Source organism: Deinococcus psychrotolerans (assembly GCF_003860465.1).
GTDB classification, from domain to species: Bacteria; Deinococcota; Deinococci; order Deinococcales; family Deinococcaceae; genus Deinococcus; species Deinococcus psychrotolerans.
In genome coordinates, this window is the sequence record NZ_CP034188.1 from 18,161 (window position 1) to 41,406 (window position 23,246).

The following is a 23,246-nucleotide window of genomic DNA, read 5'->3' on the forward strand; positions in this document are numbered from 1 at the left end:
AAATATTGTCATGTCTAGTGGTAATCAATAATTTTCTACAATTGCCTTGGGCGTACAAATATGCTAATTTTTTGTCATGGCAATTGGAACAGAGCTTAGGAGGGTACGCACAGCGCAAAACCGCTCCGTTCTCTCTGTCGCTGAGTCGCTGGGTGTACACCCACAGACGATTAGGTACGCAGAGCGAGAACAGCGAGAGGTAAACAGCGGAATACTTTTGCGCTGGGCTGGGGAACTCGGCTACGCGCTAACCCTCAAGCCAATTGAGGGTGGTCCAGAAATCCGAGTCGAACCCCTTTCAGCACAATTTCAGGCAACCCCATGACCACTAGCCTCCCCATCCCCTCCGCTGGCGTGTATGCCATTGAGAACACTGTTAATGGGCGCATTTATGTCGGCAGCAGCGTCAATGTCGAAATGCGGATGCACCACCGCCTTTCGTTTCGGCGCGGCAGCGGCTCCAGCACCAGCCGCTTGATCCTCGCTGATCTCAAGGTATTCGGCGTTGCCGCCTTCCGCCTCACCATCCTCCAGCGCACCTACGAAGTCAGCGAATTGAAGTCGCTTGAACAGCGCTGGGCTGACCAATTAGGTGCTTTTGAGTACGGCTACAACGTTCGCCGGATGGAAAGCCTTCAACTCGCTCAGGCTCCAGCGTGACCCCTTCCTTACTGCCGCACTTCGACCCGGTTCCCCTCTATCACAACGGTCAGCGGCACTTCGTCGGGCCGGTAAACGCCGCCGGGCGCGTCTACGGTACTCACGGCGGCGTCTGCGGGTTTGACCATGCAGATAGCGTCCAGCGTGTCCAGAAACAACCCCGCGTCGCCGCTGGGGTCATTCAGGGCAGGCTCGAAGCTGCTCCACAGATTATCGGCGGGGCCAAACAGTGTCTCAAAGCTGGTGCGGCTGAGCTGGCCCGCACCCTGATTCGAGTACCAGTGGCAGGCGACCCGTGCGCCGTCCCCGTCCAGGCTGAGCAGCCGCTCGGTGCCGAAGTAGCCCTCGACGCCGTTATTCGTGGCGCTGAGTACCCAGCCGTTCGGAAGGCCGCCGACCACAGTGAAATGCGTTTGGCCTGGCTCATCGTGCGAGGCGTACCCCTTAACGTCGCTGGTGTCCAGGGGCGCTCCGGCAACCAAGCCGCTGCGAGCGGGCGGCGGGTCGGGCAGCGCCTTCGCTGCCTCCACTGCCGCGTCGTCCTCTGCGGTGAGCTCCTCGGCAGTTTTGGTGTTGTCCAGACGCACGGGCGAACTGGTGCTCCCGTTGCCGAACAGCAGCCCCAGCCCCAGCACCGCCGCCACGAAGCCCCAGCCCAGCAGCATGGACGATTTCTCTCCGCGTCCACGTCCTCGCCAAGCCCAGCCCAGCAGCGCCACGCCCACCACGATCAGAAAGAATCCCATTCCGGCAGTTTAGCGGCCAGTCACTTAGAAAGCACTCACGCGCAGGCCCCCGCATGAGCACCTCGATGCGTCTCAATCTTTCGGAGCAGCCACCCTAGCGGGTCAGGGAGCCACCCCACCCGATACGGGGGCAACAATCAGATTGTGAACCGACAGCCGCTCGGAGGGAACGCTCTCAGTCAGGCGAGGAAGTAACGAAACGGGGCCGACTGCGGGCCAGCGCAAGAACACCAGCATGTCTCGGACGCAAGAAACATCCGGCGCTCAGTGGAGCGAAATCTGCACTTCAAAAAAGTAGGACTATAGACTTACCCACTTTAAAAACTGACACTATTTTCATGTATAGTGTGAGACGTGAAACTGACCCAAGATTCCGGCGGCACGCCCCTGAGCTACGTCACAGAATTTTACAAGGAAGGGCTCCTGGTCGCTCTTTATCAGGCCATCTCAGTAGGAGCAGAGAGAGACATTCTGGCCCGATCGCAATTTGATCATGAGATCATCCGGCACCGCGCCCGTGGGGCGAATCGCTGGAACCATGTGGACGATCAGTTCCTACACACCTTGGACCGTTTCAAGTTGACGCTCGAACAGACCAGAGTTGGTGCTCACGGCTATCCGGAGATGCTGTCGGGCCGCAGAGACATACACCGCATTTCACTTCACAGCACCGACAGCGAACTCCAAACTCCCCGCGATGCCGACCACCGCTCAGAGGCCATCGCTATGTCCGCGAACAACCGCTTGTTTATGCCGGATGGCAGTATCGCCACCGACGTGGAAGTGTTACCTCCTGGGATTTTGAACTGGTACGGCACCTACGGATACGGTCCTAAAAACAGAGAGCGTGGGCTCCCGGACTACATGCGCTTCGGCCTACCGGACGCCTCGGGGACACATTTCTACTGGAGTGTCGATCTACTGAGAATGTTCGAAGAAGAGGCCAACCGCCGCGCTCCTATTGAACTGAACAGGGACGCCCCGACATTCATCAGCCAATTTGTGGAAGAGGAGAACGAAGAAGGAAATGAGGACTGAATGACCCCACACCGCCCCAATTTTTCTGGGGCCAGGCTGACGCAAGCGCGTGAAGTTCTTGGGTGGACCAAGTCTGAACTGTCAAGAGCCGTGGGGTTGACGCCTGCTGCCGTCGGTGGGTATGAAGACGGGAAGATAACCCCAAGCTCAACAGCTATGGAAGCCCTCGCCAGCGCCTTACAGCAACCCCTGGCCTTTTTCACACTGCCCCCGCCTTCGCCAAGAACAGGGACAGTCTTCTACCGCTCTTATAGCGGAGCATCAAAAAAAGCCCGGTTAATCGTCCAGGCACAAGTTACGCTCTTGTGGGACCAGGTCGATTATTTGTGCGATTTTGTCACCCTCCCTAAAGTCGATATGCCCAGGATTGGTGCCCTACCCAAAGACCCCACCGAGATCACTGAAGACATGATCATCAGTATCGCTCAGCGAGCCCGTGAGCATTGGAATCTGAGAGATAACCCAGCACCCAACATTGTTTGGCTTTTGGAAGGGAGCGGGGCTATTGTTGTCCGCCTTGACCTTAAATCCGACCAGATGGAAGCAATGTCGGAATGGCGTGGCAGCGATCAAAGGCCGTACATCGTCTTAAATACCGTCAAGCGCAACGCTTTTAGGTCACGCGCAGATATTGCGCATGAACTAGGTCATTTGCTGTTACACAGGAATGTAGAGCAGCAAATGCTTGAGGATAAAGCAGCATTTAAATTGATAGAGAAGCAAGCTTGGCTCTTTGCGCAGGAGTTTCTGCTTCCAGAGCAGGCATTTCTCAAGGATGTTTACTCGCTCAGTCTTGACGCTCTCAAGATGCTAAAGCCCAAATGGAAAGTCAGTATCGCGTTTATGCTACACAGGATTCATAGCTTGGATATACTTTCAGAAGAAAAGTATAGTAACTACCGAAAGTATCTTGCCCAGCGTGGGTGGTTGAAGACAGAACCATTTGACGCCGAAACGGAGCCAGAGCGTCCGCTTATGCTCAGTCAGGCATTCGAGTTCATCACGGGCCAAAAGGTTCAAACTGCCGATCAAATTGCCGATAAGCTTTCGCAAAATCGGGAAATGCTTGAGGCCATTACTCAAGTCAAGGAAGGATTTTTTGTTGTCGAGCGTCGAAAAAACCCTTTTATCCTATCTTTCAAATCGACGGGATAAATAACACCTTCTCCGCAAAGCGCCCAGGTATCCGCCGGGCGCTTTTTCTATTCCCTCAAGGAGCCTGCCATGCCCAAGCTCATGACCACGCAGCCCGTCAAACCCAAGCCCGTCAAGCTCCAGATCAAGCCCATCAAGTTGCCAAGACAAAGAGGCCGCTGATGGACACCACTCGAAAATACGAGTTGATCCGCAACGAAGCCAAAACGCTGCGCCTGTCTCTCGGGGCCGTGACCGTCAAAGTGGCCGTGCAGGATGGTCGTCTGTGCATGTGGATGCGCGAGCCTCCCGACGAGCTGGCCCCCAAGCCCCGCATTTTCGTCGCCCTGCCCAGCTGGGAATCCTTCTCCCGCGGCTACGCGCACGTTGGAACCTGCAAAGACGCTGGGCACTTCTGGCACGTTCTGGAGGTCTTGTGATCTGGGTGTGGCGCGAGGGTGGCCAGATTCCGCACGGCCCGTTCAAGCTCGAAGAAGAAGCCAGACTCTACGCGGAGGCGCTGGCCCGCTCATACCCAGGCGAGGCGATCTGGCTGCACCCGGCCACCGCGAACGTCATGATGGCCGCCGCCGAGCCGATCTGGGACGAAGGTGTCCCGCTCAGTAAAGTGCGGCCACTCGCGCTGGGATACGCCGAGCTGCTGGCGGAAACGCACCTGCCCGTGTACGCACCCCCGAAGCACAGGAAGCCCGAGGTCGGAGTCAAACTCGTCAGCAGCTCGGCAGCGCTGGGCTTCTTCGCGCGGCTCTTCCGAAAGAAGGAAAGATCGTGAATCGGCGAATTCTTCCTGTCTGCCCAGTCAGTAACGTTGTTGATAACAACGGTTATCAAACATGCATTCATCCTCAGCCCTCCGCCGGTCACCGCAACACCCTCAGCCTGGCTCTGCTCGAAGCGGCGGACGAACCCCGCACCGCGACCGAACTCGCCGAGCGAGTCACCCAGTCCGGCAGTCCTGTGACCCACCTGAGGGCCAACACCCTGGTCTGGCGGTGCGTCCGGCTCGGCCATCTGGTTCAAGGTCCCCGGCGCACCTCGGGCCGGTCACGCAAAACGTTCGTGCTGACTGACGCCGGACGCCAGGTTCTTTTGGCGGGCCGCACTCAGCTCACCCCGCTGGAAGCCCGGCTGCTCACGCTGATGACGCCGGACTGGCAGACCACCAACGATCTGGCCACCGCCCTGGCCCACTGCATCGGCGGTGAAGTCAAGATGCGCCGCACCAGCTGCTGCCTGACCCTCGCCGACCTGGCCAAGGCAGGCCTCGCCGATCGCCGCTACGGAGCTTCTCGACTCACTGCAGCCGGGAAGGCCCGGTTGCCGGACGCCCGGCTGCGCCTGGAGGGAACACCATGAATGCAGCTCGCCAGCAGATCTCCACCATGTGCGCCAGCCTTGGGCTGAGTATCTACAGCATGGAGCACTCCAGTGCGCCGCTCAGCTCAGCGGAACAGGTATTCGTGACTGGCTACCGCCAACTCCACCGGCAGCTGTCCAAGGCCCTCAACCGGGACGAAGCCGATCGGGTGGCCCTAAACCCAGTCCAACTCCCCTTGCTGCGCGCCAGCCTGATCGGCACATTCGCTTACGTGCAGGAGTACCCAGCGGATCTGCCGAACGTGCCGGAAATCCGCGAGCCGCTGAAACCTGAGCGCCTCGCGTGGGCGCTGAGTCAGGTCAACGACTGGATTGCCCACCCGCCGGTGTCCGCATGAGCTTCTCCCTGCCCAAAGTCGATCAGCGGATTCCGGGCCTGTTCTGCCCCGGCGAGCTGGTGGCCAAGGTGCCTGCTATGGATGATCTGCGTGGTCATCACATGTACGCCTTCCGGATCGGTGACGAGTGGATTACGGCCATTTTCGAGCCGAAGAACAAGGCGTTCACTTGGCGTGCCATGCGGGCAGGCATCGTCGGCAGCGGTGGCAAGAGCGGCCTCGTGGCGTACCTGGCCGGGCTGCGCGAAAAGGTGGCCGCATGAACGTAACGACTGACCCACTTGCCTGCTATGCTGGGAGGAACCCGGAGGTCACCGAGCAATCGACCAACGGGAACACCCCCCGCGTGGCTGCCAGGCCATTAGTCGCAGAGGGTGTCCGTGAAAGTAAATTCGAAAACGTTGTCGGACTCCGCAGTCCGGTGGCTTTCGCCTATGCACAGGATACGCGCCCTGTGCATGTGGGTCAACCAGACCAGAGGCAGCGCGTACCTGGAGTCACACCATGAGCATTCGCCGGAAAGCAAAAACCCGCTTTTTCGTCCAGATCGACAGAACTGCCCTGCGGAACGCCTCACTGAGCCTGAAGGCCAAAGGCCTCCTCGCCGTCATGATGAGCACGCCGGAAGACTGGCAGTTCCACATGATCTGGCTCGAAAAGCAGAGCCGTGATGGCCGCGAATCACACCAATCCGCCATGAAAGAGCTGGAGCACAACGGTTACGTTGTCCGAACCCGCGCCCAAAACGAGAAGGGCAAGTTCGTCGGCTGGGATTACGTGGTTGATGACGAAGTGGACGAAGCGGTTGCCATTTCCCGTAAGTCACCGACAGACGGCTTTCCCGTCAATCGGAGAAACCGTCAGTCGGGAAAACCGTCAGACGGGAAACCCGCAACTAGAGAGAGAGAGATCACAGAGAGTGATCTTAAGAAGAGAGAGGAGGAGAAAGAGGGCCCTTCAAGCGCAGGCGAAAGCGAGGCTGCCAAGGCTCCCCCACTCCCCGGCCCGTTCAGCACCGCATTGGAAGAGATCTCCTCCTCCTCCCTTTCGCCTGCGGCTCTGGAAGCACCTGACCAGGCTCAATCAGAAGCGGGGAACGACGCGGCACCTGCTCAGCAGGCCAGCACCAAGCGGGAAGGGCAGTCGCCTAACGGCGAGGCTGCGCCCCTGGACGCTTTCACGGAAGAAGACCTCGATGACCTCCTGCCTCTGGAGACCGGGAACGACCAAGCCCCTCAAGAAGTTCCGGGCGGCGCGGCGGCGGAAGTGGCTGCGTCCGGCGGTGAATCACGGCCTCTCCCGGCCCGCGTGTTGGAATTCGCCCCTGTGCCCGCTCCGGAGCTTGAGAGCCGCCTTCCTGCCCTTCCTGCGAGCGAGCCGCATCAGCTCTTGGTGAATCTGCTCGGCGAGAAGGATCTGCTGATGATGCTGGGCGAGAAGACCCGCTCCGGAGGCCTCCCCCGCGAGCGCTGGACGCTGTTGCACCTGGCCGAGATTCAGGCCGTCGAGACGGTGGCCACAGCCGAGCACACCACGACCGGCACATCGCTTCGCACGCTGATCGCACGTGGTCTCGACCGCCTGATTGGCAGCCCCTGGACTGGCCAGAAGAAGCCCGCCGCCACATCGGCTCCGGCCATTGGTGGTCACTCGCTGGAACCCGCTAAGAAGCCTGAACTGGAAGTGGAAGTGGTGCAGGAAGGCAAGTTGTTGCCCGGCGCACAGTACCGGCGTAAAGCCGACGGCGTACCGGTCGAACTGGTCAAGACCGAGCGGGTCAAGAACAAGTTTGGCGACGGCGAAAAGTGGCTCCTCAGCGACGGCAGCTTGGTGGGAGCGATGGACCTGGTGCTGAAGTTCGAGTTCGTCGGGCGCTCGGCTTAAACCAGAGACTGAGGTCTAGAATGGGCCGCCAATTGTTCGGATGCCCAGCAATTCAACACTGTGGGTCGTGGCGTGTTTCGTCGCCTTTGCCCAACCGAGATCCACTAAGTGAGCCAGGTGGGACTGCTCATCCAGTCCATAGTCCCCAGTTTGATAGGTAGTTTTCCCCTCTGCGTCCTGAGCACTTCTGGCTACCAACCAGAGGTAAAAGTGCAGCGCGTCGCTTGCAGCTGCAAGCGCATGAATCGCCCCAAGCGAAAGCTCGAGGGTTGCGTCTTGTCCTTGCGAGGGATAGAGAACTTCTCGATGGATCTTCAAGATGTGATTTCCTTTATGTTTTCTACTTTCCTCAATCACATCAAATATTTGGTAGCCACTGTATTGGCTGAGCCATTGGACGCCACGCATGTATGCTGCCGATGGATGAGGATTCGCTTCTTGGCTCACCATCTCGCCGAGTTCAAGAGCATTGACCTGAACAATCCCCTGAGCATCGGCTCGACGTTCGAGATGCTCAATGATCTGTAGTTCTGGAGGGCTTAGGCGATTGCGATTGGCCAGATGGGCATTGAGTGAAACAGTGATCGCTGGCGCAGGTAGAGGCTCGATTTTCAGGTGTTGTTCGAGCTCGTGCCAATCGCGATACCCAGAAGCCCGCGCTGTAATTTCGAGGGACTGCATGTGTGCGATCGGTACGCCGACAATGTCGTTGATGGCAGCGCGCAAACGCCGAGCAAAATCTTTCGAATTCATTTTTCCCCTTCGACAGGAACGAGGTGCCCGCTGAACCAGTCCACTGTCTCAAAGAGGAAGCGTCACTGTGAGTATCACTAAATTACGCTTTGCCAATGCGGGCGGCTGGCGCGTAACAACCAGCTTTAAGGATAGCAGGGCATACGACACGTGGGAGACTTAGAGGAGTCTAAGAACAGGTTGGCGGGAAGCTGCACCTACATCGCTTTACTTTTAGAGTTTGAAACTGCTAAAATAGAGTTACTGGTGAAGACCAGTCGGCACGGTTCCTGAGCCGTACTGCCAGCGTCGCCGGTCGCCAATGCCAGGGGCAATGGGAGAAGAAGTTCTCGCGGAACTTTTTCTCATGACTGCAAGCCACCAAACCGATCAGGAGGTAAGGTCATCGGGATTTCATCCAGGGGGTGGGGTTCCGGTTCACGTCCGCGCAAGTGTAATAGTCCAGGCGGTCTTTACACCTATGGGCAAAACAGTGAAGCCAGGGGCTGAACCGTTATGTTCGCGCAGGAAGGAAAAAAGACATGACACAAACGTTTATCCCAACTCGCACTGTCCCTGCTATACCCGGTGCCTCACTTCTTGGACTGAAGGCCACGACCCTGCTGGAGCTTGGAACCGCTGTCGATCAGGGATTCAAGTCTGACGCGTTGGAGCGATTCGCTAAGCATCTCGGGTTGACGCTGACGAAAACACTGGACTTGATTCAGCTCAGTGAAAGCACTTATCACAACCACCGCCGCAAAGGGCGCACGCTCGGTGCGGAAAGCAGCGCCAACCTGTACCATCTGGCAAAAGTGACCGAAGCCGCTGAGCAGTACTTTGAGAGCGTTGTGGACGCACACCGCTGGCTGATGACTCCTCGTGCGACATTCGGAAACAAAAACCCTCTTCAGTTCGCCCTGCTACCTGGTGGGGCCGAGTACGTGAGCACCGTGCTTAGCAGGCTAGAGCACGGAGTCTATACGTGAGCCTGACACTCTATCGCATCAGTAAATTGCAGTACGCCCAGCATCCTGATCTTCCAGAGCACGGTTTCGGTGCCGCTCGTTTTGGTGGACGCTGGAACAGCCCAGACTTAACCTCGCAGCACGATCGGCGTTTGATCTATACCAGCGATACGCTGGCGCAGGCGATGCTTGAAATCGTTGTCCATGTGGACAGTCGTGTGCTCCAGACCGTTCCACATGCTTATGTCCGCTTCCAAGTCGAAGAAGAATATATTGCTGACCTCAAAGCTGCTCAACTTCCAGCGACTTGGAACGCTCATCCCGAAACACCGGCGACGCAGGTTATTGGTGATCAGTGGTTTGATGAGCAAAGCTCTCCTGTATTGCGGGTTCCTTCAGTCATTTTACCACTCACTGTGTATGGTCCAGGGCAGAGCAATTACTTGATCAATGCTAACCACCCTGATATCGGTGAGGCGGTGAAGTTGCTGGACTTCCAGACATTGCCACTCGATCCAAGACTCTGACCTTTCTAAACGAAGCTGGACGCATCCGAGGGATTGCGTCCAGCTTCGTTTGAGGTGTGCCAATTCGGCTTTCCGTCTCCTCTCGTCCTTCTCGTTCACATCACGTTTACATAACGTAAACTTGAAATGTGCCCCTTCTCAGTCTCGTCTGCGCTTCAACAACGATCCGCGACCCGGATCTGTCTTCCGCTGAATTGGCGGCGGTATTTCGTTCTGTCCGCGAGGCCGCCACGCGGGATTTGCCGGTGAACGTGAATCAGTCCAGTGGCGTGACCGAAGTGGGCTGCACCTTCCTGATCGTATCCAAAGCGCAGGCTGCTGCCCTCCAGACGTACCTCACGCGCTTGAGCGAGCTGCCCCGCGAGTTCCTTGAGGACTACGACCGCGAGCTGCTCGACGCCTGGATGGAAACATGACTGGCCGCGCCCGCAGACAGACCAAGCAGCTCCTCCGCGAGCACCACGCCCGAACAGAAACCCGCATGGTGGACATTCCGGCCATTCACGAGCACCCGGCCTGCCCGCCGCTCGACATCGATGCGCTGACCGAGCCGATTGTTCTCAGTCCCAACTTTGCCGCTCCAGCAGTGCCGACTCCCCCGCCCCGCGAGCCGCTTCCGCGCCGCACGGTTCCGTCTGCTCAGCAGGCCGCCGTCACCGAGGTGGCCACCCGGCTGATGGCCGCCCTCATCAGCCGGTATGGTCGCCACGCGCTCAACCCGGCGGACGTCCGTGAAGCCGTCAACGCTGCCGCCGCTCTGGTGCGCGAGGCCAGTCGGTGATTCTCCGCGAACGCGACGTCGAGGAGCAGGCTGCCGAGTTGCTGACCCGGCACGGCTGGTACTCGCTCAAGACAGACGCGGGCAACGTGCGCCGGGGCCAGGGCAAAGCGGGCGACCTGCCGAGCGGCTGGCCAGACATGGTGTTCTTTCTCAGCCTCGGCGACGACTTGCTGTGCCTGGCGGCCATCATCGAAATGAAGACCGTGAAGGGCAAGGTGCGCCCGGATCAGACCGCCCTGCACGGCGAGCTGCGAATGCTGTACCGACTGCCGGTACAAATCGTGCGCGATCCGGAAGAAGTGCACGCCGTGATCGAGCGTGGCCGCCAGCTGCGCCGCCTGCTCGGTGGTGGCCGGTGGTGACCGGCGCTGCTGTGCTCAGTCTCTCCCCTGCCCCGCCGCGAGCAGATAGGCCTCAAGTGCCTCGGCCACCACGTCTTGATGTTTCAGGTCGTTTTGCAGCGCATGCATCTTCAGCCGCAGGATTAGCCCCTTGTCCAGTGTGGTTGTGTACTTCTCCATGCGCGGCCCTGCATCCGGACTTCCGGACTTCTCCACTTCCAGGCTTACGGGTTTCCTTACTTCCGGGGTTCCGGGGTCTGGACGTCTGGCAGCCTCTTTGGCCTGCTGCAACTGCTGGAGCGCGCCGCCGAATTTCTTGGTCATCGCAGGATTTCCTTGACCACCAGCTCGTAATCACGGTGTGCCAGTTTGGCACGAGAGTCGCCCTTCACCGACCGCACCTCGACACCCTGCAAAGCTGCTTTGGAAAACGCGCTGGCCCGGCGAACCGACTGCGCGAAGACCGGCACGTCCAGATCCATCAACGCCTCGCGGGCGTCATGGCCCTCGACGCTTGGCGCAGCGGGCACGTCGGTGATCAATACCCGGTAATTGGTAATGCCTTCCCGGATCAGCGGGGCCAGCGTCTTGGGCAGCGCCCGCATGCTCACGCCGTCCGGCTTGGTGGGAACGATCAGCAAATCCACAGCTTGCGCCAGGCTCAGCAACTCCGCGCTGTCCTCGCCCGCCTTGGTATCCAGCACGACGTAAGCGAAGGTGCTCAGATCCATCTGGCCCATCTGCTCGATGCTGATCACCTCGCACGGCAGGCCTGGACCGGCGGCGGCCCACTCCACAGCGCTGGCAGTCTTCTCGTCGGCGTCTACCAGCAGTGTCCGGCCCCTGCTCGCCAGCAGGCTGGCAATGGCGATGGCGCTGGTCGTCTTCCCGACCCCGCCCTTGTCGTTGGCGATTGCAATCTGGTACATGCTCCGACTGTAGCGCGTCGCCCCACTTATCCGGAAACCCGCTTCCACACTTTCCAAGAAACCCACTTCCTTACTTCCGGGGTTCCGGGGTTTCCAGAATCTCGACAGGAGTTCACCTTGCCGCATCACCAGTCCCTGCCTGACACCTACCGCCTGCTGGCCGCGTTCTCAGGCGAGCCTACCAATCAGATCGAGGCCTTCAAGGCGGCCGGTTTGTGGCAGCAACCCGACGCCTCGCCGCAGCGGGAGCGGGTCAATCTCACCGATTACCAGCGCGCCCTGCTGCGAACCCTCAGCGCTAACGGCTGGGTGCGCTGGGTGTCGTGGGGTCAGGGGTACGTGCTCACGGGCCTGGGCGAGGTGCGCCTCGACGGGTATTACGAGCGCTACGGTCCGGCCGCCACGCTGCGTGCGCCGCGCCCTCCCGGAAATCAATGACGCCTCCTCTCGCCCAACGCGAGCGCCACGAGATCAACCTGATCGCCCAGGCCATCCACCGCCGGTACTTCGTCAAGGACGCCTCCCCCTGGTTGGTGGTAGAGGGCACTGGTCAGATTCACGCCATGATCCGCGACGCGGCCCGGTCGGTCGGTGGTGACCACGGAATACCCGCGCCTGCGCAAGCCCGCAGCAGTCTCAGCGCCGCCCAGCTTGAAGAGCACGGGCGGGCGAGCTACGCCGACGCACTCGAAGCCTGCCGCCTGCTCTCGGCCGGACGCACCGAGGCCGCGCAGCTGCTCGCCCGCCGCGCGCTCGCCCACCGCCAAGCCTGGAAGCACGCCACCGCCGGTTACGCCCAAGAAGCCCAGCGCCACACCGGCCGCTATTTCGAGTGGGAAGTGCTCAGCGTGCGCGACTACGCCGAGGACGGCGAAGACTACACCCAGTGGTATTTCCGCCTGATGCTGATCTGGCACGAGGACGGTCAGCAGCTGGTGGTGGCCAATGCGCCCGAGCTGGAAGCCAGCACCGGCATGGAAGTAGGGGAGGGGAGCTGGCGTGCGCTGTGCCGCTGGATCGAAGAGCACAGCAGCCCTGAAGGCCGCGCCAACCGAGGTCGCCCGGTCGAAGACGACGCGCACCTGATCTTCTTAGACAACAACGGCCACCTGCGGCCGCGCCGGTTCGTGCAGGACCGTTATTCGGGCTTGCTCGACGCCTTCAGCTGTCTGCGCCGGGCCATGATCTGGAAGGTAGACGAACTTCCGGAGTTGCAGGAGCGAGAAGCACGAGCCTTCGAGATCGACTGGGACGATGACACGCCCGGCGAAGAATGAAGGCCACTTGCGTTTTCGTAATAATTCGCTATGATTTTTTTAGTCTGCATAATCGTATTGATCTAGGTGCTGGCGGAATCAGCGGCGCTTTTTTCGTTCCCGGCCGGGAAAGCGGCCAGATCTGGTAAACCCGTGCCCGGGTGCGCGGAGAGCATAGGGCATGGCAAACGAAGCTGCCCGCCTGAAACTCCTCCTCCTCTCCCGCCCGCTGCAGATCGGGGCGGTGGTGTACCTGGGTCGCCACTACACCGTGGTGCGCGTGGAGCGCTCCGGCCCTGACTGGATCCACCACCTGAAAAAGAGCTGACCCAGCCGTCCCCCGGCGTGGCCGAGAGCCGCGCTCGAGGAGATCTTTCCGCCTTTCCTCCCAAAGGGAGAGGAGGAGATCCCTACCCCCAGCCCCAGCGTCCGCAACAGCGAGCCTGGGGCTTTGACGTGCACCAAGGAGGTGAAACGAAGATGGCCACACCCAAAAAGCCCACCAAGAAGCCTGCGAAACAACCCCGCCCAAGCGAGCCGCCCAAGCTGGAGGCCAAGCGAGTGGCCGTCAAGAAGACACCACCGAAAGCCGCGTCCAAAGCAGCGAAACCGAAGGCTGTACCCGGAAACCCCATGAGCGTGGAAAAACCCAGGAAACCCCGCGCGTCACGCAAGCACGTCCCGAGGCAGCCGGAAGGCAAGACTTTGGTGAAGGTTCTGCCGGACGGGACGGACCCGACCAACGGGGGAAGGCACTGCGGGGCGAAGGTCAGCCGAGGCGAAGGCCGCTGCCGCCTGCCTGCCGGTCACGGAACCGACCACGTCGGGGAAGGCCGCTGCCGCCTGCACGGTGGGTCCACGCCCATCAAGCACGGACGCTACAGCTCGCTGATCACCCGCCCGAGGTTGCAGGAGCTGATGGCGGTCCTCGAAAAAGACCCCGATCCGATGAACCTGCTGCCCGAGTTGATCTTTAATGCGGGCGGTGGTGATCGACTTCGTGGAGCGCTACGACGAGATGCACTACGGGTTGATGCTCTGGCAGTACTCCTTCGAGAAAGACTTCGCCTCCGACTGGGCCGAGTGGCTACGAGACATCGACTGGCACATTCACTCTGGGGGCAAGCCCACCGACAAGAATGCCCCGGAGATGCCCAGCCCGATGGACTACGTTCCGCGCAGGCCCGCGCAGATCGTGGACATCAGCACCGCCAGCAGCATCGCCACGCAGATCGGCCAGATGGTCGACCGCATGAACAAGATGACCGAAGACAAGACCTTTTCCATGACGACCGTGGCCCGCCTGGTCGAAGTCATGAGCGCTGACCTGACCCAAGCTGCACTGGAGGTGATCACCAATGACGAGTCCCTCAGAGACACGCTTCTCGATGCCGTGGCTGGTCGCTGGAAGCTCATCCAGCTCAGCGAACTTGCTGGGAAGCGCCCTGCATCAGGCCAGAGAGAAGGCTAGGAAAACCGACTTCCGCCCTTATCAGCGCGAGATGATTCGCTTCTTCCGCGAGGTGCTCGGCATCGAGCCGTGGTCAGGCGAGAACAGCAAGCCTGGCCAGCTCGAAATCCTTGAGGACATGCAGCAGAGCATTCGCCAGCAACTCGACGGTGAGGAGAACGTCCCGTTCATCTTCCTCGGCGAGGCGGCGCACGGTCTGGGTAAAACGTTTGTGCTGGAAGCGGGCACCCTGCTGTATTTCCACGAGTGCTTCCCGCCCGCGCCGGGTGAAACCAACATGGTGCTCAGCACCGCACCGACCAGCGTGCAGGTCAGCGATCTGCTGTGGAAGGACGTCCGCAAGCTGATCGAGATGGCCAAGGAAAAGGGCTTCAAGGTGGGGCGCGGCATCCTCCCGAGCGAGCCGCGCATCAACAAGACTGGCACCCACTTCGCGGTGGGGCGCACCACCAGCGACAGCGGCGGCAAAGGCTCCGAGCGTGCCCAGGGTCAGCACAACACCTTCCAAGCCGCTCTGTTCGACGAGGCTGAGGGTATTCCCGACTTCTTCTACAACGGCATGAAGCGCCAGTTCACCGGCAACCGCGTGAAGCTCTGGGTGATGATGGCCAACCCCAAGACCCGCACCAGCCGCTTCCAGCGCATGAAGACCCAGGCGGGCGTCAAGGCGTACCGGCTGAGCCTGCTGGACTTCCCGAACGTGGTGCATGGCCGCGAGATCGTACCGGGCGGAACCAGCCGCGAGACGTTCAACGCCTGGCTGTTCGACTTCGAGGACTTCGGCGCTCACCCGATCGACGAGGACGACCCGAAGCGCTACACCTTCCAGACGGCCTGGGAAGTCACCGCCCCCGATGGCCGCGTCTTCCCACCGGGTCAATGGTGGCTGCCTCAGCGGGGATTTCTCTACGGGGCGCTGGGTATTCCACCCGAGGGCGGCGACGGCGATACCTTCGTGACCTCCGCTCAGTTCGAGATGGCCGTCAAGCGTGCGCCCCGGCCCAAGACCACTGACCTGGCCAGAATCGGGGTGGACGGTGCCCGCTTCGGCAAGGATGCTGGGAAGGTTTACCTCGACCTGGACGGGAACCTGCAACTGGTCTCGACCATTCAGGCTGGGGACACGCCTCGCTACCTGCGCGAGATCAAGAAAGCCGCCGCGCTCGCCAAGACTGCCGGGTATACCGAGCTGAGCGTCCGGGTGGACGCCGGATACGGTGGCGGGATCGTCGATGCAGTCCAGGGAGATGCGGATCTGAAGGCCGACTTCAAGCGGATCGCGGTGCATGAGATTCACTTCGGCGGCACCCCCCACGACCCGCTCAAATACGCCGACCGCGTGACCGAGCTGTACGCCAGCATCGGCGAGATGATTGGTGCGCTCAGCATCCGGGGCACCGGGCCGCGTGCTGAGGACGACCTGGCTGACAGCAAGTTCCGCTACGTCACCAAGAACGTCGAAGATATTCGCCGCGAGGTCAAGCAGCTCGAACCCAAGGACGCCTTCAAGAAACGTCACGAAGGCCGCAGCCGTGATGACGGGGACGGAATCGCGCTGGCCAGTGCGCCGGAGTACATCTTCAGAAATGTGGAATCTGCTCCCACCGCCACTGGTGCCCGCATGGCCATGCAGGCCGCTGTCAACGCCCTCAAAAGGAGGTGATCAATGTCGGTTCTCAGTAAAGTGCTCGCCGAGAAGTACCCCGCCCGCCCGCAGGCCCGTGCTTCCCCCGCTCGCGCCTCGCCGATCAGCCCGATGCCGCCGATGGTGCCGGTGATTCTCGCCAACGCCCAGCGCAAGCAGGCCCCACTCCCCAAAGGACGCCTCTCTCGCTCGCCCAGCGACTTGGCCGCCGGGTGGTGGTGGCCGAGTGAGCTGCTGGCGGGCCGGACTCGGCAGGAAGTCATTCAGTTCTGCCGGGATGCCTGTCAGGCTGACAGCGACGCCGCCGGAGCGAAGAGAGACATCATCGCCCTGGCCAACCCCGGCTACACCCTGCAATTCACTGGCTCTGACCGGGCCAAAACACAAGCCAAGCGCGAACTCGACCAGCTTGAGAAGCGTCTCGGTGACTTCGGGGGCTGGGACGAGCTGATTAACCATCAACTCGGCGAGGCGTTCGAGGCCGGAGCGGGCAGCCTGGAAGCCTACCCGACACCGAGCCGCAGCGGCGTGGCTGGAGTGGAGGTCGTGCCCGCTGAGGAGATCAGCATCCTGCGGGAAGGCAACGCCCGGCTCTACCGGCAGCTCACCTACGGCGTGAACCTCGACACGCGCACGTACATCTACAGTCCCTACGGCCAGCACGCCCGAGACCCGCACGGCACACCCGTGATGGTCTCGGCGCTGATCGAACTGGAGAGGAAGCTGACGCTCGTGAACGGTACCGACAAGATCATCAAGATGATCTCTGACGGGCCGTTCCTCGAAATCGGCGTGCCCAAGCCCACGCTGGCGGAGCTCGGTGTCGACTCCGAACTGGACCCCGATTACAGCGGGCGCATGCAGAGCTGGTACACCAGCTACATCGATCTGGCGACCTCCGCTCGGGACAGTGGCGTCATCGCGGTCGAGGACGGCGTGAGCAGCAAGGCCGTTCCGCTGACCAGCAGCGTGGGCGGTATCGCCGATCTGCACGCCATGAACAACATGCGTCTGTGGTCCGGCCTGATGACCTTGCCCTTCCTTCGCGGGAAGACCGAGGGCACCACCCAGGCACTCGCAGAGGTCATGTATCCGATTCTCCTGTCCCATGCGGAGAATCTTCAGATCGTGGCTCGCGGCGTCGTCGAGTTCGTGATGAACCTGCACCTGCGGCTGGCTGGAATCCCGGCGAGCGTGGAGCTGGGCTTCGTCGCACCGCCCAACCCGTTCAAACTCGACCACGCCCGTGCCCAACTCGTCGCGGCCCAGGCGGACGCCATTTACATGGAGCAGCTCGGCCCCGAGTACACCCAGATGGTTGCTGCCCGCCTCGATCTCGACCCGCAGAAGGTACTGGCCTGGCGCGAAAAGAACAAACCCGCACCGCCGCCCATGAGTTTGAAGCAGGACGTACAACCCAATCCACAAGGAGGTGATCCAAATCAGCAAGCTTGAAGCCATTAGCAGCGCCCTGTACGGCACGCCGTGGGCCATCACTGAAGCCGGACTGAACCTGATGACCGGCATCATCGAAGCGCACATCGCGGGCGTGCGGCTCTCGGATGAAGAAAAGCAGATCCGCGCCGCCAGCCAGGGCTACGGTTCCGGTGCAGAAGCTCCCCAGCCGCAAGTCGCGCTGATGAACCTGCACGGCGTCATTCTGAGCCGGGCCAGCGCCGACATGACCATGAGCGGCTACACCGACCCGCAGCGCTTCGCTGCCAACATGCGCCGCGCCGCTGACGATCCGAACGTTTCGCGCATCGTACTGAGCATCGACAGCCCCGGCGGTTCGGTCTCCGGTACTCGCGCAGCTGGTGACGCCGTGGCCTACGCCGCGAGCAAGAAGGAAGTCATCGCCGTCGCGGATGACATGGCCGCCAGTGCCGCTTACTGGATCGGCGCTCAGGCCACCCGCTTCATCGCCGACCCCGGCGCGACGGTCGGCAGCATCGGCGTGATCATGGCGCTCAGGGACACCAGCGAGAAGAACGCCAAGGACGGCGTTCAGACCCACGTGCTCCGGAGCGGACCCGAGAAAGCCCTCGGGCAGCCCGGCGAGGCGATCACCGACGCCACCAAAGCCCACTACGCCGAGCAGCTCGCCACCTTCCACGACCAGTTCGTGCAGGCCGTGGCTGCCGGACGTGGGATGCCTCTCTCGCAGGCGCAGACCCTCGCCACGGGCCGGACCTGGATTGGTCAGGCTGCTGTGGAGGTGGGTCTGGCCGATGAGGTGGGCACGGTGCAGCAAGCCCTCGCCGGGGCGTTCAGTGCCCAGCCGGATACTCAGCGGCTCGCCGCCCAATCGCCTACCCGCCTGAGCGCAGCGGTAGAGAAATCAGGAGGTGCCCCCGTGCCCCCAGAAGTCCTTGCCATGCTCGGCCTGAGCGCCGACGCGACCACCGAACAGATTCAGGCCGCCATCGACATCCAGCGCAAAACCGCTGCCTCTACCGAGCGCACCAACATGCTCGCCGCGCTGGGCCTCAGCGAAGAACCCGGCAAGCCCGCCAACCTCAGCGCCCTGGCTGCCCAGGCCAAAGACGGCGCTCTCTACCGCGAGGCGCAGCTTGACCGCTTGCACGCGCTGACCATCACCAACGAAGGCAACGACGAAGCCGGTGTCCAGGCTGCCGACGATGCCCGCGAGGTCTACGCCGGTCAGTCTCTGGAGCGCATCAGCGGCCAGATCACCCGTCTCGAAGCCCGCCGCGACACCCTCCCCGGTGGGCAGCAGAGCAAAGCGCCCGCCAACGCCGCCGCCAAGTCCACTCAGAAGCTCAATCTCAGCGCCTTCGGGCTTGGAGGCAAACGATGAACAGCATTCGTATCGGCAACGTAGTTCACGGCGGTCAGGACCCCAGCAACGGCATCACCTTCATCATCGACAACACTGTGGTGGTGGGCGACGTAGTGACCAGCGATACCACCGTCCCCAACAAAGCCATTCGCGGCGCGGACGGCGCACTCCCCATCGGCCTCGTCACCAACATCGATGCTGACCAGCTGGGCCGGGTGCAGAGCTTCGAGGAAGTCACCGTCATCAAGCTGACCGGCAGCGTGATCCTCGGCCCCGCCGGACTCCAGGGTAAAGGCGACGGCAGCGGCAAGCTGGTGGCCGCTGGCACGGCTGGCAGCCTGCTGGTCAACGTCGTGGGCAGCCAGACGCTCAACGCCGTGGTGTATGTGGCCCTGAATCGCCTCTGATTCCGCCTCCAAGCCCATCCCCGCCGCCTGATCTGGGCGGATTTTTGTTGCACCGGAGACCCAACCATGACCATTAAAAAACTCGCTGAATTCCAGGCGGGCATCTTCGAGGATGCCGCCAAAACCTCCGCCAACCACGGCATGACCTACGTGGACATGAACGCCCACCTGCTCAACATGGCCGAAAGCGGCGACATCGCCGAGGGCCTCATCCGTGAAGAGTGGGTCGCGGCGGGCATCAGCCCCGTGCGCCAGCTCCTGTACGCCGAGGGCATCACCCTAGGCGGCCTGAACGCCACCAAATGCGACGTCTTCTTCCGTGGCAACGCCAACTCCATCAAAGGCGCGGACGTGGTCTTCCCGATCCTGCTGCAAGAAATGTTCGAGGGGAACCTCGGCATCAACGCCGGAGCAGGCGACCTGACCATGACCAGCCGCCCCGGTCAGGCCGGAGACACCCTCTTCCCGCTGGACATGCGCCCGCCTGTCGATCAGCGCCTGCCGTACCCCGAGAACGTCGTCACCATCGACGACCTGGTCTCGCTGACGGTCGGCATTGACGGCGACGGCTACAAAGCCGCCCAGATCAACCGCGTGGACGGGGCCACCACCATGGGCCGCGTGGCGGAAGGCACCGACCTGCCGCTCTACGAGATCAGCCTGGGCGACAACGTCGTGCGGATCTACAAGTACGGTGCCCGCGTGAAGTTCACCTACGAAGCGTTGCGCCGCCAGCGGATCAATCAGCTCGCGGTGCTGATGCAGAACATGGCCTACGACGAGGACGTGCGCCGGGTTCTGGCCGCCCTGGCAGTGGCCCGCAACGGGGACGGGAACGGCAACGCCGCCATCACCACCAACGCCACTGGCCCCTGGACGATTCAGAGCATTGACGAGTTCGGCATGAGCGTCGCCTACAACTCCCGCGTAGGACTGGACCGCTACGTGGGCGATCTGGCCGAGGTGCAGGGCACCCGTGCGCTACGCTACGCCTCGACCGGCGCGGTGACGCTGAATCCTGAGCAGCTCGCCATGTACACCGGCATGGGCTACCAGATGCCCGACGGCAGCCCGCTCAAGCTCGCGCCGAAAGGCAGCCTGATGGACGGCAGCAAGACCCTGCTCGGCTGGAACGCGGCCCGCGCCCTGGAGCAGGTCATCGAGAACGGCTCGCAGATTCAGGAGCAGGCCCGCCAGATCAGCAACCAGACGCAGGAATTCACCATGAGTATCAACATCGGCTACGCCAAGCCCTGGGCGAATTCGTTCCAGGCCTTCGTGCGGCCCTGAGCGCGGACATGGCGAAGATCTCCGTTGGACGGGCGGTGCATTTCGTGCCGCCCAAAGTGTTGCCTGGTGAGCCGAAAGACGCCCACCGCGCCGCCACCGTATCCGAGGTGACGCCCGAGGGCTTGACGCTGTTCGTCATGCACCCGAGCGTGCCCGGTTCGTTCGTCTATGCCGTTCAGGAAGATCAGAGTGGCAAGGCCAAAGAAAGCTGGCACTGGCCAGAAAGAGAGGAATGAACCGTGGCGAAATCTGACACCGTGATGGCAATTAAGGACAAGTTCGGCGCGGATGTGGACGAGGCGCTGAGCCAGAAGAAACTCGATGCACTCCTGGCGACCGCTGACAAACCGGCCTTTGATGCGCTGCTGGCGAACCTCACCAACGGTGACCCCAGCAACGACCCGTCCGAGACCCAGGATGACGGCGAGGTTCCCGAGGGCAAGCGGCGCGTCAAGCTCGGGAAGAAGGCCCAGCCCGGCGTGACGTTCCTGCACCCCGGCGACAAGATCACCATCGGTGAGACGCCAGTGCTGGTCACGGATGACGACTGGACGGCGCAGAAGATCCGGCAGGAAGAACTGGCGTTGGTTTAAGCCATGCCGCCGGACATCACGCCCGATGACGTAGCGACCTACGCCCCGGCCAGCCCCGGTGTATCGGCGGATCACTGCGAGCTGGCGCAGGACTGGGCAGCCTGGATGGTCAAGCGCAGCAAAGTCGACCCGGCCACCCTTGACAGCCGCGAACTGCGTGAGGTCAAGCGTGCCGAGTGCGCGTATGCCCTGCACGTTGCGGCGGCGGGCCTGGGAGCCGGTGGCCGGACGAGTGCCGGTGCTGGGGCGCTGAAGTCGGTGGAGGTGGTGGGCGAGATCAAGATCGAGCGGGCCATCATGACCACTGAGCAGTCCGCCGCGAGTGCTGGAGCTGCCGCCGATACTTGGCTCCAGCGGGCACGCGCTCACCTGCGGGCAGCGGGCGTTAGCGTCTGGCAAAGCGTTGTGGGGGCGTCGAGATGAGCCTTCTCAGCGAGGTGCTGGGCGCGGTGCAGTCAATCCAGCAGGATCCTGAGCTGAACGCCCTGCGCTTCCGCCACTCCGCGACGTGGAGCGACGGTACTACCTGCCGGTTCAGCGTGCAGGATCCGGCGAAGGATGGACGTTCGGGGCCGCAGAAGCTGAGCACCCATCCGCTGGAGGCGAGTCTGCGGCGGCTGAAGGTTCATCCTGACGACGTGCAGCCCGCCCCCGGCGCAAGCACGCCGTATCAGGGCGGCAAGCTGGTGCGCGGGTTTCAGACCGACACCAGCGACTTCACCGGGCAGCAGACGGGCGTGTGCCGCTTGGTGGACGCCCGCGCTTACCCGGTTTTGGCCGTCAGCAAAGCAGGGCAGCGGCTCAGGCTGCTGATCATCGCTGGCCGCGCCGACCCGCTCAGCGCAGGCAGCGGCGCTCAGGATGTCCGGGCCGAGCTGAATGCCTCGCACACCGGGCACACGCCTCCAGGGGTGGTGTTTCAGGTGGGTGAGCAGTTCGTCACCAGTGACGGCGACCGCTACACCATCACGCCGCCCGTTCAGCGGGACGTGCTGGGCGACACGCTGGGCCTGAGTTATCAGGGCAGTGAACTCGCGCCCACCATTCCCGACGAAGGGCAGCCGCCTGCGCCGCCCGCACCAGACCCGGCGGACAGTGAAGATCCGTGGTGGACTGAGAACCCGTGATCGACGTCCGGTTCGACCCTGCTGCGTTTGAGCAGCTGATCGCCTCGATGCCGCGCCCTGAGACACTCTCGCGGCAAATCAACCGTGATCTGGCCCGCGACGGCGAGCTGAGGCTCAAGGAGAAATACTCCGGCGGCCCCATGTCCCGCTACCTCACGGCCCGCAGCGGCAAAACCCGCGAACAGGTCAGAGGCATCGTGATCGGCGATGCGGCGGTGATCAGCGTCTCAGGTCCGCAGGTGCAGCTGCTGGAAGACGGCGGAACCATCGTGCCCAAAAAAGGCACGCCCGTCCGGAATCGGCAAGGGCAGATTCTCAGGTACATCCCGTTCCTGCGCTTCCGCCTTTACGAACCCCAGGACACCGACACGCCGACAGGCCGCTGGGTGATGGCCCGCCGCGTGACCATCCAAGCGCGGCACCCCGTCAGAGACACTGCGCTTGAAGTTTTGGGCGACGTGGGGCTGTTCCTCGATCAGCATCTGAGAGGTGCACCGTGAATGAAGAAACCGCCAGGCAACTGCTTGAGGCTATCCGCGAGCAGTCACAAGCAGTTCGGGAACTCACCGCACTCCTGCGGGTGCAACGCGAGGAGATGGTATTGCTTCGGGCAGAGGTGGGAGCGCCGCCCAGAGCAAGCAGGGCTACCTTTTGACCCTGCCCCCCATCGCCTCCTTACCCAAGCCGCAAACGGCTGACCCCATGCCGATGCTGCGCCTGCATTACCAGAGCCTCGCCGCCATGCTCGGGCGAACGCTGGTCAAAACAGACGCGGGCTTCCTCGCCTACGAACCGCTACTGGACAGCCAGATCAAAGCGGGCGCAGCAGAGTGGGCCGTCACAGGCTTCGCTGCCGCTGATGGGCCGAACATGGCCGGTCAGCGCATCTACCGCAGCTATCAGGGATACGTCGCCGTGTACTACCCGCTGGGCACCACGCCGGGCCGGGCCGCTACTGACGACATCAAGATCGCAACGGCGCTGGAACTCTTTCCCAGGATCGCGGTGGCCTACGCCGCGTCCGCTCCCGGCATCGAGTGCCGCCAGGTGGACTTCGACGGCAGCGGCAACGCGTTCGTCCTCAAGACGCCCGAGGTACCAGGGCAGCCGGGTGTGCTGGCCCTCAGCGTCAACTGGGCGCTCACCCTCGAACTCACCGTAACTTTCTAAGGAGCCAC

The 23,246-nt window shown here is 62.0% G+C and carries 34 protein-coding genes; 30 read left to right on the forward strand and 4 right to left on the reverse strand.

What is annotated here, in order from left to right:
* Nucleotides 1–76 precede the first annotated feature (76 nt).
* The gene (locus tag EHF33_RS22110; protein ID WP_124875769.1) at nt 77–325 is read left to right on the forward strand and encodes a helix-turn-helix domain-containing protein; all 249 of its coding nucleotides are present in this window, start codon (nt 77–79) and stop codon (nt 323–325) included.
* Nucleotides 322–660 carry a GIY-YIG nuclease family protein gene (locus tag EHF33_RS20535; RefSeq protein WP_124875771.1) on the forward strand — a complete coding sequence of 113 codons (339 nt, stop codon included), beginning with the start codon at nt 322–324 and terminating at the stop codon, nt 658–660. The genes EHF33_RS22110 and EHF33_RS20535 overlap by 4 nt, the downstream gene beginning before the upstream one ends.
* Nucleotides 661–668: 8 nt before the next feature.
* On the opposite strand, the gene EHF33_RS20540 is transcribed toward EHF33_RS20535, so the two are convergent.
* On the reverse strand, nt 669–1,406 hold the full coding sequence (locus tag EHF33_RS20540; RefSeq protein ID WP_124875773.1) for a hypothetical protein: 738 nt from the start codon (nt 1,404–1,406) through the stop codon (nt 669–671).
* 354 nt (nt 1,407–1,760) lie between these two features.
* Between EHF33_RS20540 and EHF33_RS20545 the strand changes: the two genes are divergently transcribed.
* The 8 genes from EHF33_RS20545 to EHF33_RS20580 all read left to right on the forward strand — a co-directional run bounded on the left by EHF33_RS20545 (nt 1,761) and on the right by EHF33_RS20580 (nt 7,198).
* Entirely contained in the window at nt 1,761–2,444 is a 684-nt protein-coding gene (locus EHF33_RS20545; RefSeq protein WP_124875775.1) for a hypothetical protein, read from the forward strand.
* A complete protein-coding gene (locus EHF33_RS20550; RefSeq protein ID WP_124875777.1) occupies nt 2,445–3,599 on the forward strand; it encodes a helix-turn-helix domain-containing protein in 1,155 nt (384 codons plus the stop codon).
* A gap of 161 nt (nt 3,600–3,760) precedes the next feature.
* On the forward strand, nt 3,761–4,018 hold the full coding sequence (locus EHF33_RS20555; RefSeq protein WP_124875779.1) for a DUF7352 domain-containing protein: 258 nt from the start codon (nt 3,761–3,763) through the stop codon (nt 4,016–4,018).
* The gene (locus EHF33_RS20560) at nt 4,015–4,371 is read left to right on the forward strand and encodes a hypothetical protein (protein WP_124875781.1); all 357 of its coding nucleotides are present in this window, start codon (nt 4,015–4,017) and stop codon (nt 4,369–4,371) included. The genes EHF33_RS20555 and EHF33_RS20560 overlap by 4 nt, the downstream gene beginning before the upstream one ends.
* Nucleotides 4,368–4,955 (forward strand): hypothetical protein, encoded by a 588-nt coding sequence (locus EHF33_RS20565; RefSeq protein ID WP_124875783.1) that lies wholly within the window; start codon nt 4,368–4,370, stop codon nt 4,953–4,955. Before EHF33_RS20560 ends, EHF33_RS20565 begins: the two co-directional genes overlap by 4 nt.
* A complete protein-coding gene (locus EHF33_RS20570; RefSeq protein ID WP_124875785.1) occupies nt 4,952–5,314 on the forward strand; it encodes a hypothetical protein in 363 nt (120 codons plus the stop codon). Before EHF33_RS20565 ends, EHF33_RS20570 begins: the two co-directional genes overlap by 4 nt.
* Complete coding sequence (locus EHF33_RS20575) at nt 5,311–5,577, forward strand: hypothetical protein (RefSeq protein WP_124875787.1); 267 nt, start codon at nt 5,311–5,313, stop codon at nt 5,575–5,577. Before EHF33_RS20570 ends, EHF33_RS20575 begins: the two co-directional genes overlap by 4 nt.
* Nucleotides 5,578–5,818: 241 nt before the next feature.
* Nucleotides 5,819–7,198 carry a hypothetical protein gene (locus EHF33_RS20580; protein ID WP_124875789.1) on the forward strand — a complete coding sequence of 460 codons (1,380 nt, stop codon included), beginning with the start codon at nt 5,819–5,821 and terminating at the stop codon, nt 7,196–7,198.
* A 15-nt stretch (nt 7,199–7,213) separates the two neighbouring features.
* Here EHF33_RS20580 and EHF33_RS20585 read toward each other — a convergent pair whose 3' ends face one another.
* Nucleotides 7,214–7,951, reverse strand: a complete 738-nt coding sequence (locus EHF33_RS20585; RefSeq protein WP_124875791.1) for a glyoxalase superfamily protein — start codon at nt 7,949–7,951, stop codon at nt 7,214–7,216.
* A gap of 521 nt (nt 7,952–8,472) precedes the next feature.
* On the opposite strand from EHF33_RS20585, the gene parS reads away from it, so the two are divergent.
* From parS to EHF33_RS20610, 5 genes are all read left to right on the forward strand, one after another.
* Complete coding sequence (gene parS / locus EHF33_RS20590) at nt 8,473–8,919, forward strand: type II RES/Xre toxin-antitoxin system antitoxin (protein ID WP_124875793.1); 447 nt, start codon at nt 8,473–8,475, stop codon at nt 8,917–8,919.
* The gene (locus tag EHF33_RS20595) at nt 8,916–9,425 is read left to right on the forward strand and encodes an RES family NAD+ phosphorylase (RefSeq protein ID WP_124875795.1); all 510 of its coding nucleotides are present in this window, start codon (nt 8,916–8,918) and stop codon (nt 9,423–9,425) included. Before parS ends, EHF33_RS20595 begins: the two co-directional genes overlap by 4 nt.
* A 128-nt stretch (nt 9,426–9,553) precedes the next feature.
* Nucleotides 9,554–9,841, forward strand: coding sequence for a hypothetical protein (locus tag EHF33_RS20600; protein ID WP_124875797.1), 288 nt, complete (start codon nt 9,554–9,556; stop codon nt 9,839–9,841).
* Complete coding sequence (locus EHF33_RS20605) at nt 9,838–10,206, forward strand: hypothetical protein (protein ID WP_124875799.1); 369 nt, start codon at nt 9,838–9,840, stop codon at nt 10,204–10,206. Before EHF33_RS20600 ends, EHF33_RS20605 begins: the two co-directional genes overlap by 4 nt.
* On the forward strand, nt 10,203–10,568 hold the full coding sequence (locus EHF33_RS20610) for a hypothetical protein (protein ID WP_124875801.1): 366 nt from the start codon (nt 10,203–10,205) through the stop codon (nt 10,566–10,568). The genes EHF33_RS20605 and EHF33_RS20610 overlap by 4 nt, the downstream gene beginning before the upstream one ends.
* Before the next feature lie 15 nt (nt 10,569–10,583).
* On the opposite strand, the gene EHF33_RS20615 is transcribed toward EHF33_RS20610, so the two are convergent.
* Both EHF33_RS20615 and EHF33_RS20620 read right to left on the reverse strand, forming a co-directional pair.
* Nucleotides 10,584–10,871, reverse strand: coding sequence for a hypothetical protein (locus EHF33_RS20615; protein WP_124875803.1), 288 nt, complete (start codon nt 10,869–10,871; stop codon nt 10,584–10,586).
* Nucleotides 10,868–11,476, reverse strand: a complete 609-nt coding sequence (locus tag EHF33_RS20620; RefSeq protein WP_124875805.1) for a ParA family protein — start codon at nt 11,474–11,476, stop codon at nt 10,868–10,870. Before EHF33_RS20620 ends, EHF33_RS20615 begins: the two co-directional genes overlap by 4 nt.
* Nucleotides 11,477–11,689: 213 nt before the next feature.
* On the opposite strand from EHF33_RS20620, the gene EHF33_RS20625 reads away from it, so the two are divergent.
* The 15 genes from EHF33_RS20625 to EHF33_RS20690 all read left to right on the forward strand — a co-directional run bounded on the left by EHF33_RS20625 (nt 11,690) and on the right by EHF33_RS20690 (nt 23,238).
* A complete protein-coding gene (locus EHF33_RS20625) occupies nt 11,690–11,914 on the forward strand; it encodes a hypothetical protein (RefSeq protein WP_124875807.1) in 225 nt (74 codons plus the stop codon).
* A gap of 95 nt (nt 11,915–12,009) precedes the next feature.
* Nucleotides 12,010–12,753 (forward strand): hypothetical protein, encoded by a 744-nt coding sequence (locus EHF33_RS20630; protein ID WP_124875809.1) that lies wholly within the window; start codon nt 12,010–12,012, stop codon nt 12,751–12,753.
* Between the two features lie 160 nt (nt 12,754–12,913).
* A complete protein-coding gene (locus tag EHF33_RS21285) occupies nt 12,914–13,060 on the forward strand; it encodes a hypothetical protein (protein ID WP_164473660.1) in 147 nt (48 codons plus the stop codon).
* Nucleotides 13,061–13,720: 660 nt separating this feature from the next.
* The gene (locus EHF33_RS20635; protein ID WP_124875811.1) at nt 13,721–14,203 is read left to right on the forward strand and encodes a hypothetical protein; all 483 of its coding nucleotides are present in this window, start codon (nt 13,721–13,723) and stop codon (nt 14,201–14,203) included.
* 31 nt (nt 14,204–14,234) lie between these two features.
* Nucleotides 14,235–15,866, forward strand: coding sequence for a hypothetical protein (locus EHF33_RS20640; protein WP_124875813.1), 1,632 nt, complete (start codon nt 14,235–14,237; stop codon nt 15,864–15,866).
* 3 nt (nt 15,867–15,869) lie between these two features.
* The gene (locus EHF33_RS20645) at nt 15,870–17,303 is read left to right on the forward strand and encodes a hypothetical protein (protein WP_124875815.1); all 1,434 of its coding nucleotides are present in this window, start codon (nt 15,870–15,872) and stop codon (nt 17,301–17,303) included.
* Nucleotides 17,281–18,669: a signal peptide peptidase SppA gene (gene sppA, locus EHF33_RS20650; RefSeq protein ID WP_124875817.1), complete on the forward strand. Its 1,389-nt coding sequence runs from the start codon at nt 17,281–17,283 to the stop codon at nt 18,667–18,669. Before EHF33_RS20645 ends, sppA begins: the two co-directional genes overlap by 23 nt.
* A complete protein-coding gene (locus tag EHF33_RS20655; RefSeq protein WP_124875819.1) occupies nt 18,666–19,058 on the forward strand; it encodes a hypothetical protein in 393 nt (130 codons plus the stop codon). The genes sppA and EHF33_RS20655 overlap by 4 nt, the downstream gene beginning before the upstream one ends.
* Nucleotides 19,059–19,124: 66 nt before the next feature.
* On the forward strand, nt 19,125–20,348 hold the full coding sequence (locus tag EHF33_RS20660; RefSeq protein ID WP_124875821.1) for a phage major capsid protein: 1,224 nt from the start codon (nt 19,125–19,127) through the stop codon (nt 20,346–20,348).
* An 8-nt stretch (nt 20,349–20,356) separates the two neighbouring features.
* Nucleotides 20,357–20,584, forward strand: coding sequence for a hypothetical protein (locus EHF33_RS20665; protein ID WP_124875823.1), 228 nt, complete (start codon nt 20,357–20,359; stop codon nt 20,582–20,584).
* Between the two features lie 3 nt (nt 20,585–20,587).
* On the forward strand, nt 20,588–20,941 hold the full coding sequence (locus tag EHF33_RS20670; protein WP_124875825.1) for a hypothetical protein: 354 nt from the start codon (nt 20,588–20,590) through the stop codon (nt 20,939–20,941).
* Nucleotides 20,942–20,944: 3 nt separating this feature from the next.
* Nucleotides 20,945–21,364 carry a hypothetical protein gene (locus EHF33_RS20675; protein ID WP_124875827.1) on the forward strand — a complete coding sequence of 140 codons (420 nt, stop codon included), beginning with the start codon at nt 20,945–20,947 and terminating at the stop codon, nt 21,362–21,364.
* Entirely contained in the window at nt 21,361–22,068 is a 708-nt protein-coding gene (locus tag EHF33_RS20680) for a hypothetical protein (RefSeq protein WP_124875829.1), read from the forward strand. Before EHF33_RS20675 ends, EHF33_RS20680 begins: the two co-directional genes overlap by 4 nt.
* Nucleotides 22,065–22,568 (forward strand): hypothetical protein, encoded by a 504-nt coding sequence (locus EHF33_RS20685; RefSeq protein ID WP_124875831.1) that lies wholly within the window; start codon nt 22,065–22,067, stop codon nt 22,566–22,568. Before EHF33_RS20680 ends, EHF33_RS20685 begins: the two co-directional genes overlap by 4 nt.
* A 151-nt stretch (nt 22,569–22,719) precedes the next feature.
* Entirely contained in the window at nt 22,720–23,238 is a 519-nt protein-coding gene (locus EHF33_RS20690; RefSeq protein ID WP_124875833.1) for a hypothetical protein, read from the forward strand.
* The last annotated feature ends 8 nt before the right edge of the window (nt 23,239–23,246 follow it).

Bases quoted from the DNA above. Each gene is read 5' to 3' on its own strand.
- EHF33_RS22110 (WP_124875769.1), top strand. From the start codon at position 77: ATGGCAATTGGAACAGAGCTTAGGAGGGTACGCACAGCGCAAAACCGC.
- EHF33_RS20535 (WP_124875771.1), top strand. From the start codon at position 322: ATGACCACTAGCCTCCCCATCCCCTCCGCTGGCGTGTATGCCATTGAG.
- EHF33_RS20540 (WP_124875773.1), bottom strand. From the start codon at position 1,406: ATGGGATTCTTTCTGATCGTGGTGGGCGTGGCGCTGCTGGGCTGGGCT.
- EHF33_RS20550 (WP_124875777.1), top strand. From the start codon at position 2,445: ATGACCCCACACCGCCCCAATTTTTCTGGGGCCAGGCTGACGCAAGCG.
- EHF33_RS20555 (WP_124875779.1), top strand. From the start codon at position 3,761: ATGGACACCACTCGAAAATACGAGTTGATCCGCAACGAAGCCAAAACG.
- EHF33_RS20570 (WP_124875785.1), top strand. From the start codon at position 4,952: ATGAATGCAGCTCGCCAGCAGATCTCCACCATGTGCGCCAGCCTTGGG.
- EHF33_RS20575 (WP_124875787.1), top strand. From the start codon at position 5,311: ATGAGCTTCTCCCTGCCCAAAGTCGATCAGCGGATTCCGGGCCTGTTC.
- EHF33_RS20580 (WP_124875789.1), top strand. From the start codon at position 5,819: ATGAGCATTCGCCGGAAAGCAAAAACCCGCTTTTTCGTCCAGATCGAC.
- EHF33_RS20585 (WP_124875791.1), bottom strand. From the start codon at position 7,951: ATGAATTCGAAAGATTTTGCTCGGCGTTTGCGCGCTGCCATCAACGAC.
- parS (WP_124875793.1), top strand. From the start codon at position 8,473: ATGACACAAACGTTTATCCCAACTCGCACTGTCCCTGCTATACCCGGT.
- EHF33_RS20605 (WP_124875799.1), top strand. From the start codon at position 9,838: ATGACTGGCCGCGCCCGCAGACAGACCAAGCAGCTCCTCCGCGAGCAC.
- EHF33_RS20615 (WP_124875803.1), bottom strand. From the start codon at position 10,871: ATGACCAAGAAATTCGGCGGCGCGCTCCAGCAGTTGCAGCAGGCCAAA.
- EHF33_RS20620 (WP_124875805.1), bottom strand. From the start codon at position 11,476: ATGTACCAGATTGCAATCGCCAACGACAAGGGCGGGGTCGGGAAGACG.
- EHF33_RS21285 (WP_164473660.1), top strand. From the start codon at position 12,914: ATGGCAAACGAAGCTGCCCGCCTGAAACTCCTCCTCCTCTCCCGCCCG.
- EHF33_RS20640 (WP_124875813.1), top strand. From the start codon at position 14,235: ATGATTCGCTTCTTCCGCGAGGTGCTCGGCATCGAGCCGTGGTCAGGC.
- EHF33_RS20645 (WP_124875815.1), top strand. From the start codon at position 15,870: ATGTCGGTTCTCAGTAAAGTGCTCGCCGAGAAGTACCCCGCCCGCCCG.
- EHF33_RS20655 (WP_124875819.1), top strand. From the start codon at position 18,666: ATGAACAGCATTCGTATCGGCAACGTAGTTCACGGCGGTCAGGACCCC.
- EHF33_RS20660 (WP_124875821.1), top strand. From the start codon at position 19,125: ATGACCATTAAAAAACTCGCTGAATTCCAGGCGGGCATCTTCGAGGAT.
- EHF33_RS20665 (WP_124875823.1), top strand. From the start codon at position 20,357: ATGGCGAAGATCTCCGTTGGACGGGCGGTGCATTTCGTGCCGCCCAAA.
- EHF33_RS20675 (WP_124875827.1), top strand. From the start codon at position 20,945: ATGCCGCCGGACATCACGCCCGATGACGTAGCGACCTACGCCCCGGCC.
- EHF33_RS20680 (WP_124875829.1), top strand. From the start codon at position 21,361: ATGAGCCTTCTCAGCGAGGTGCTGGGCGCGGTGCAGTCAATCCAGCAG.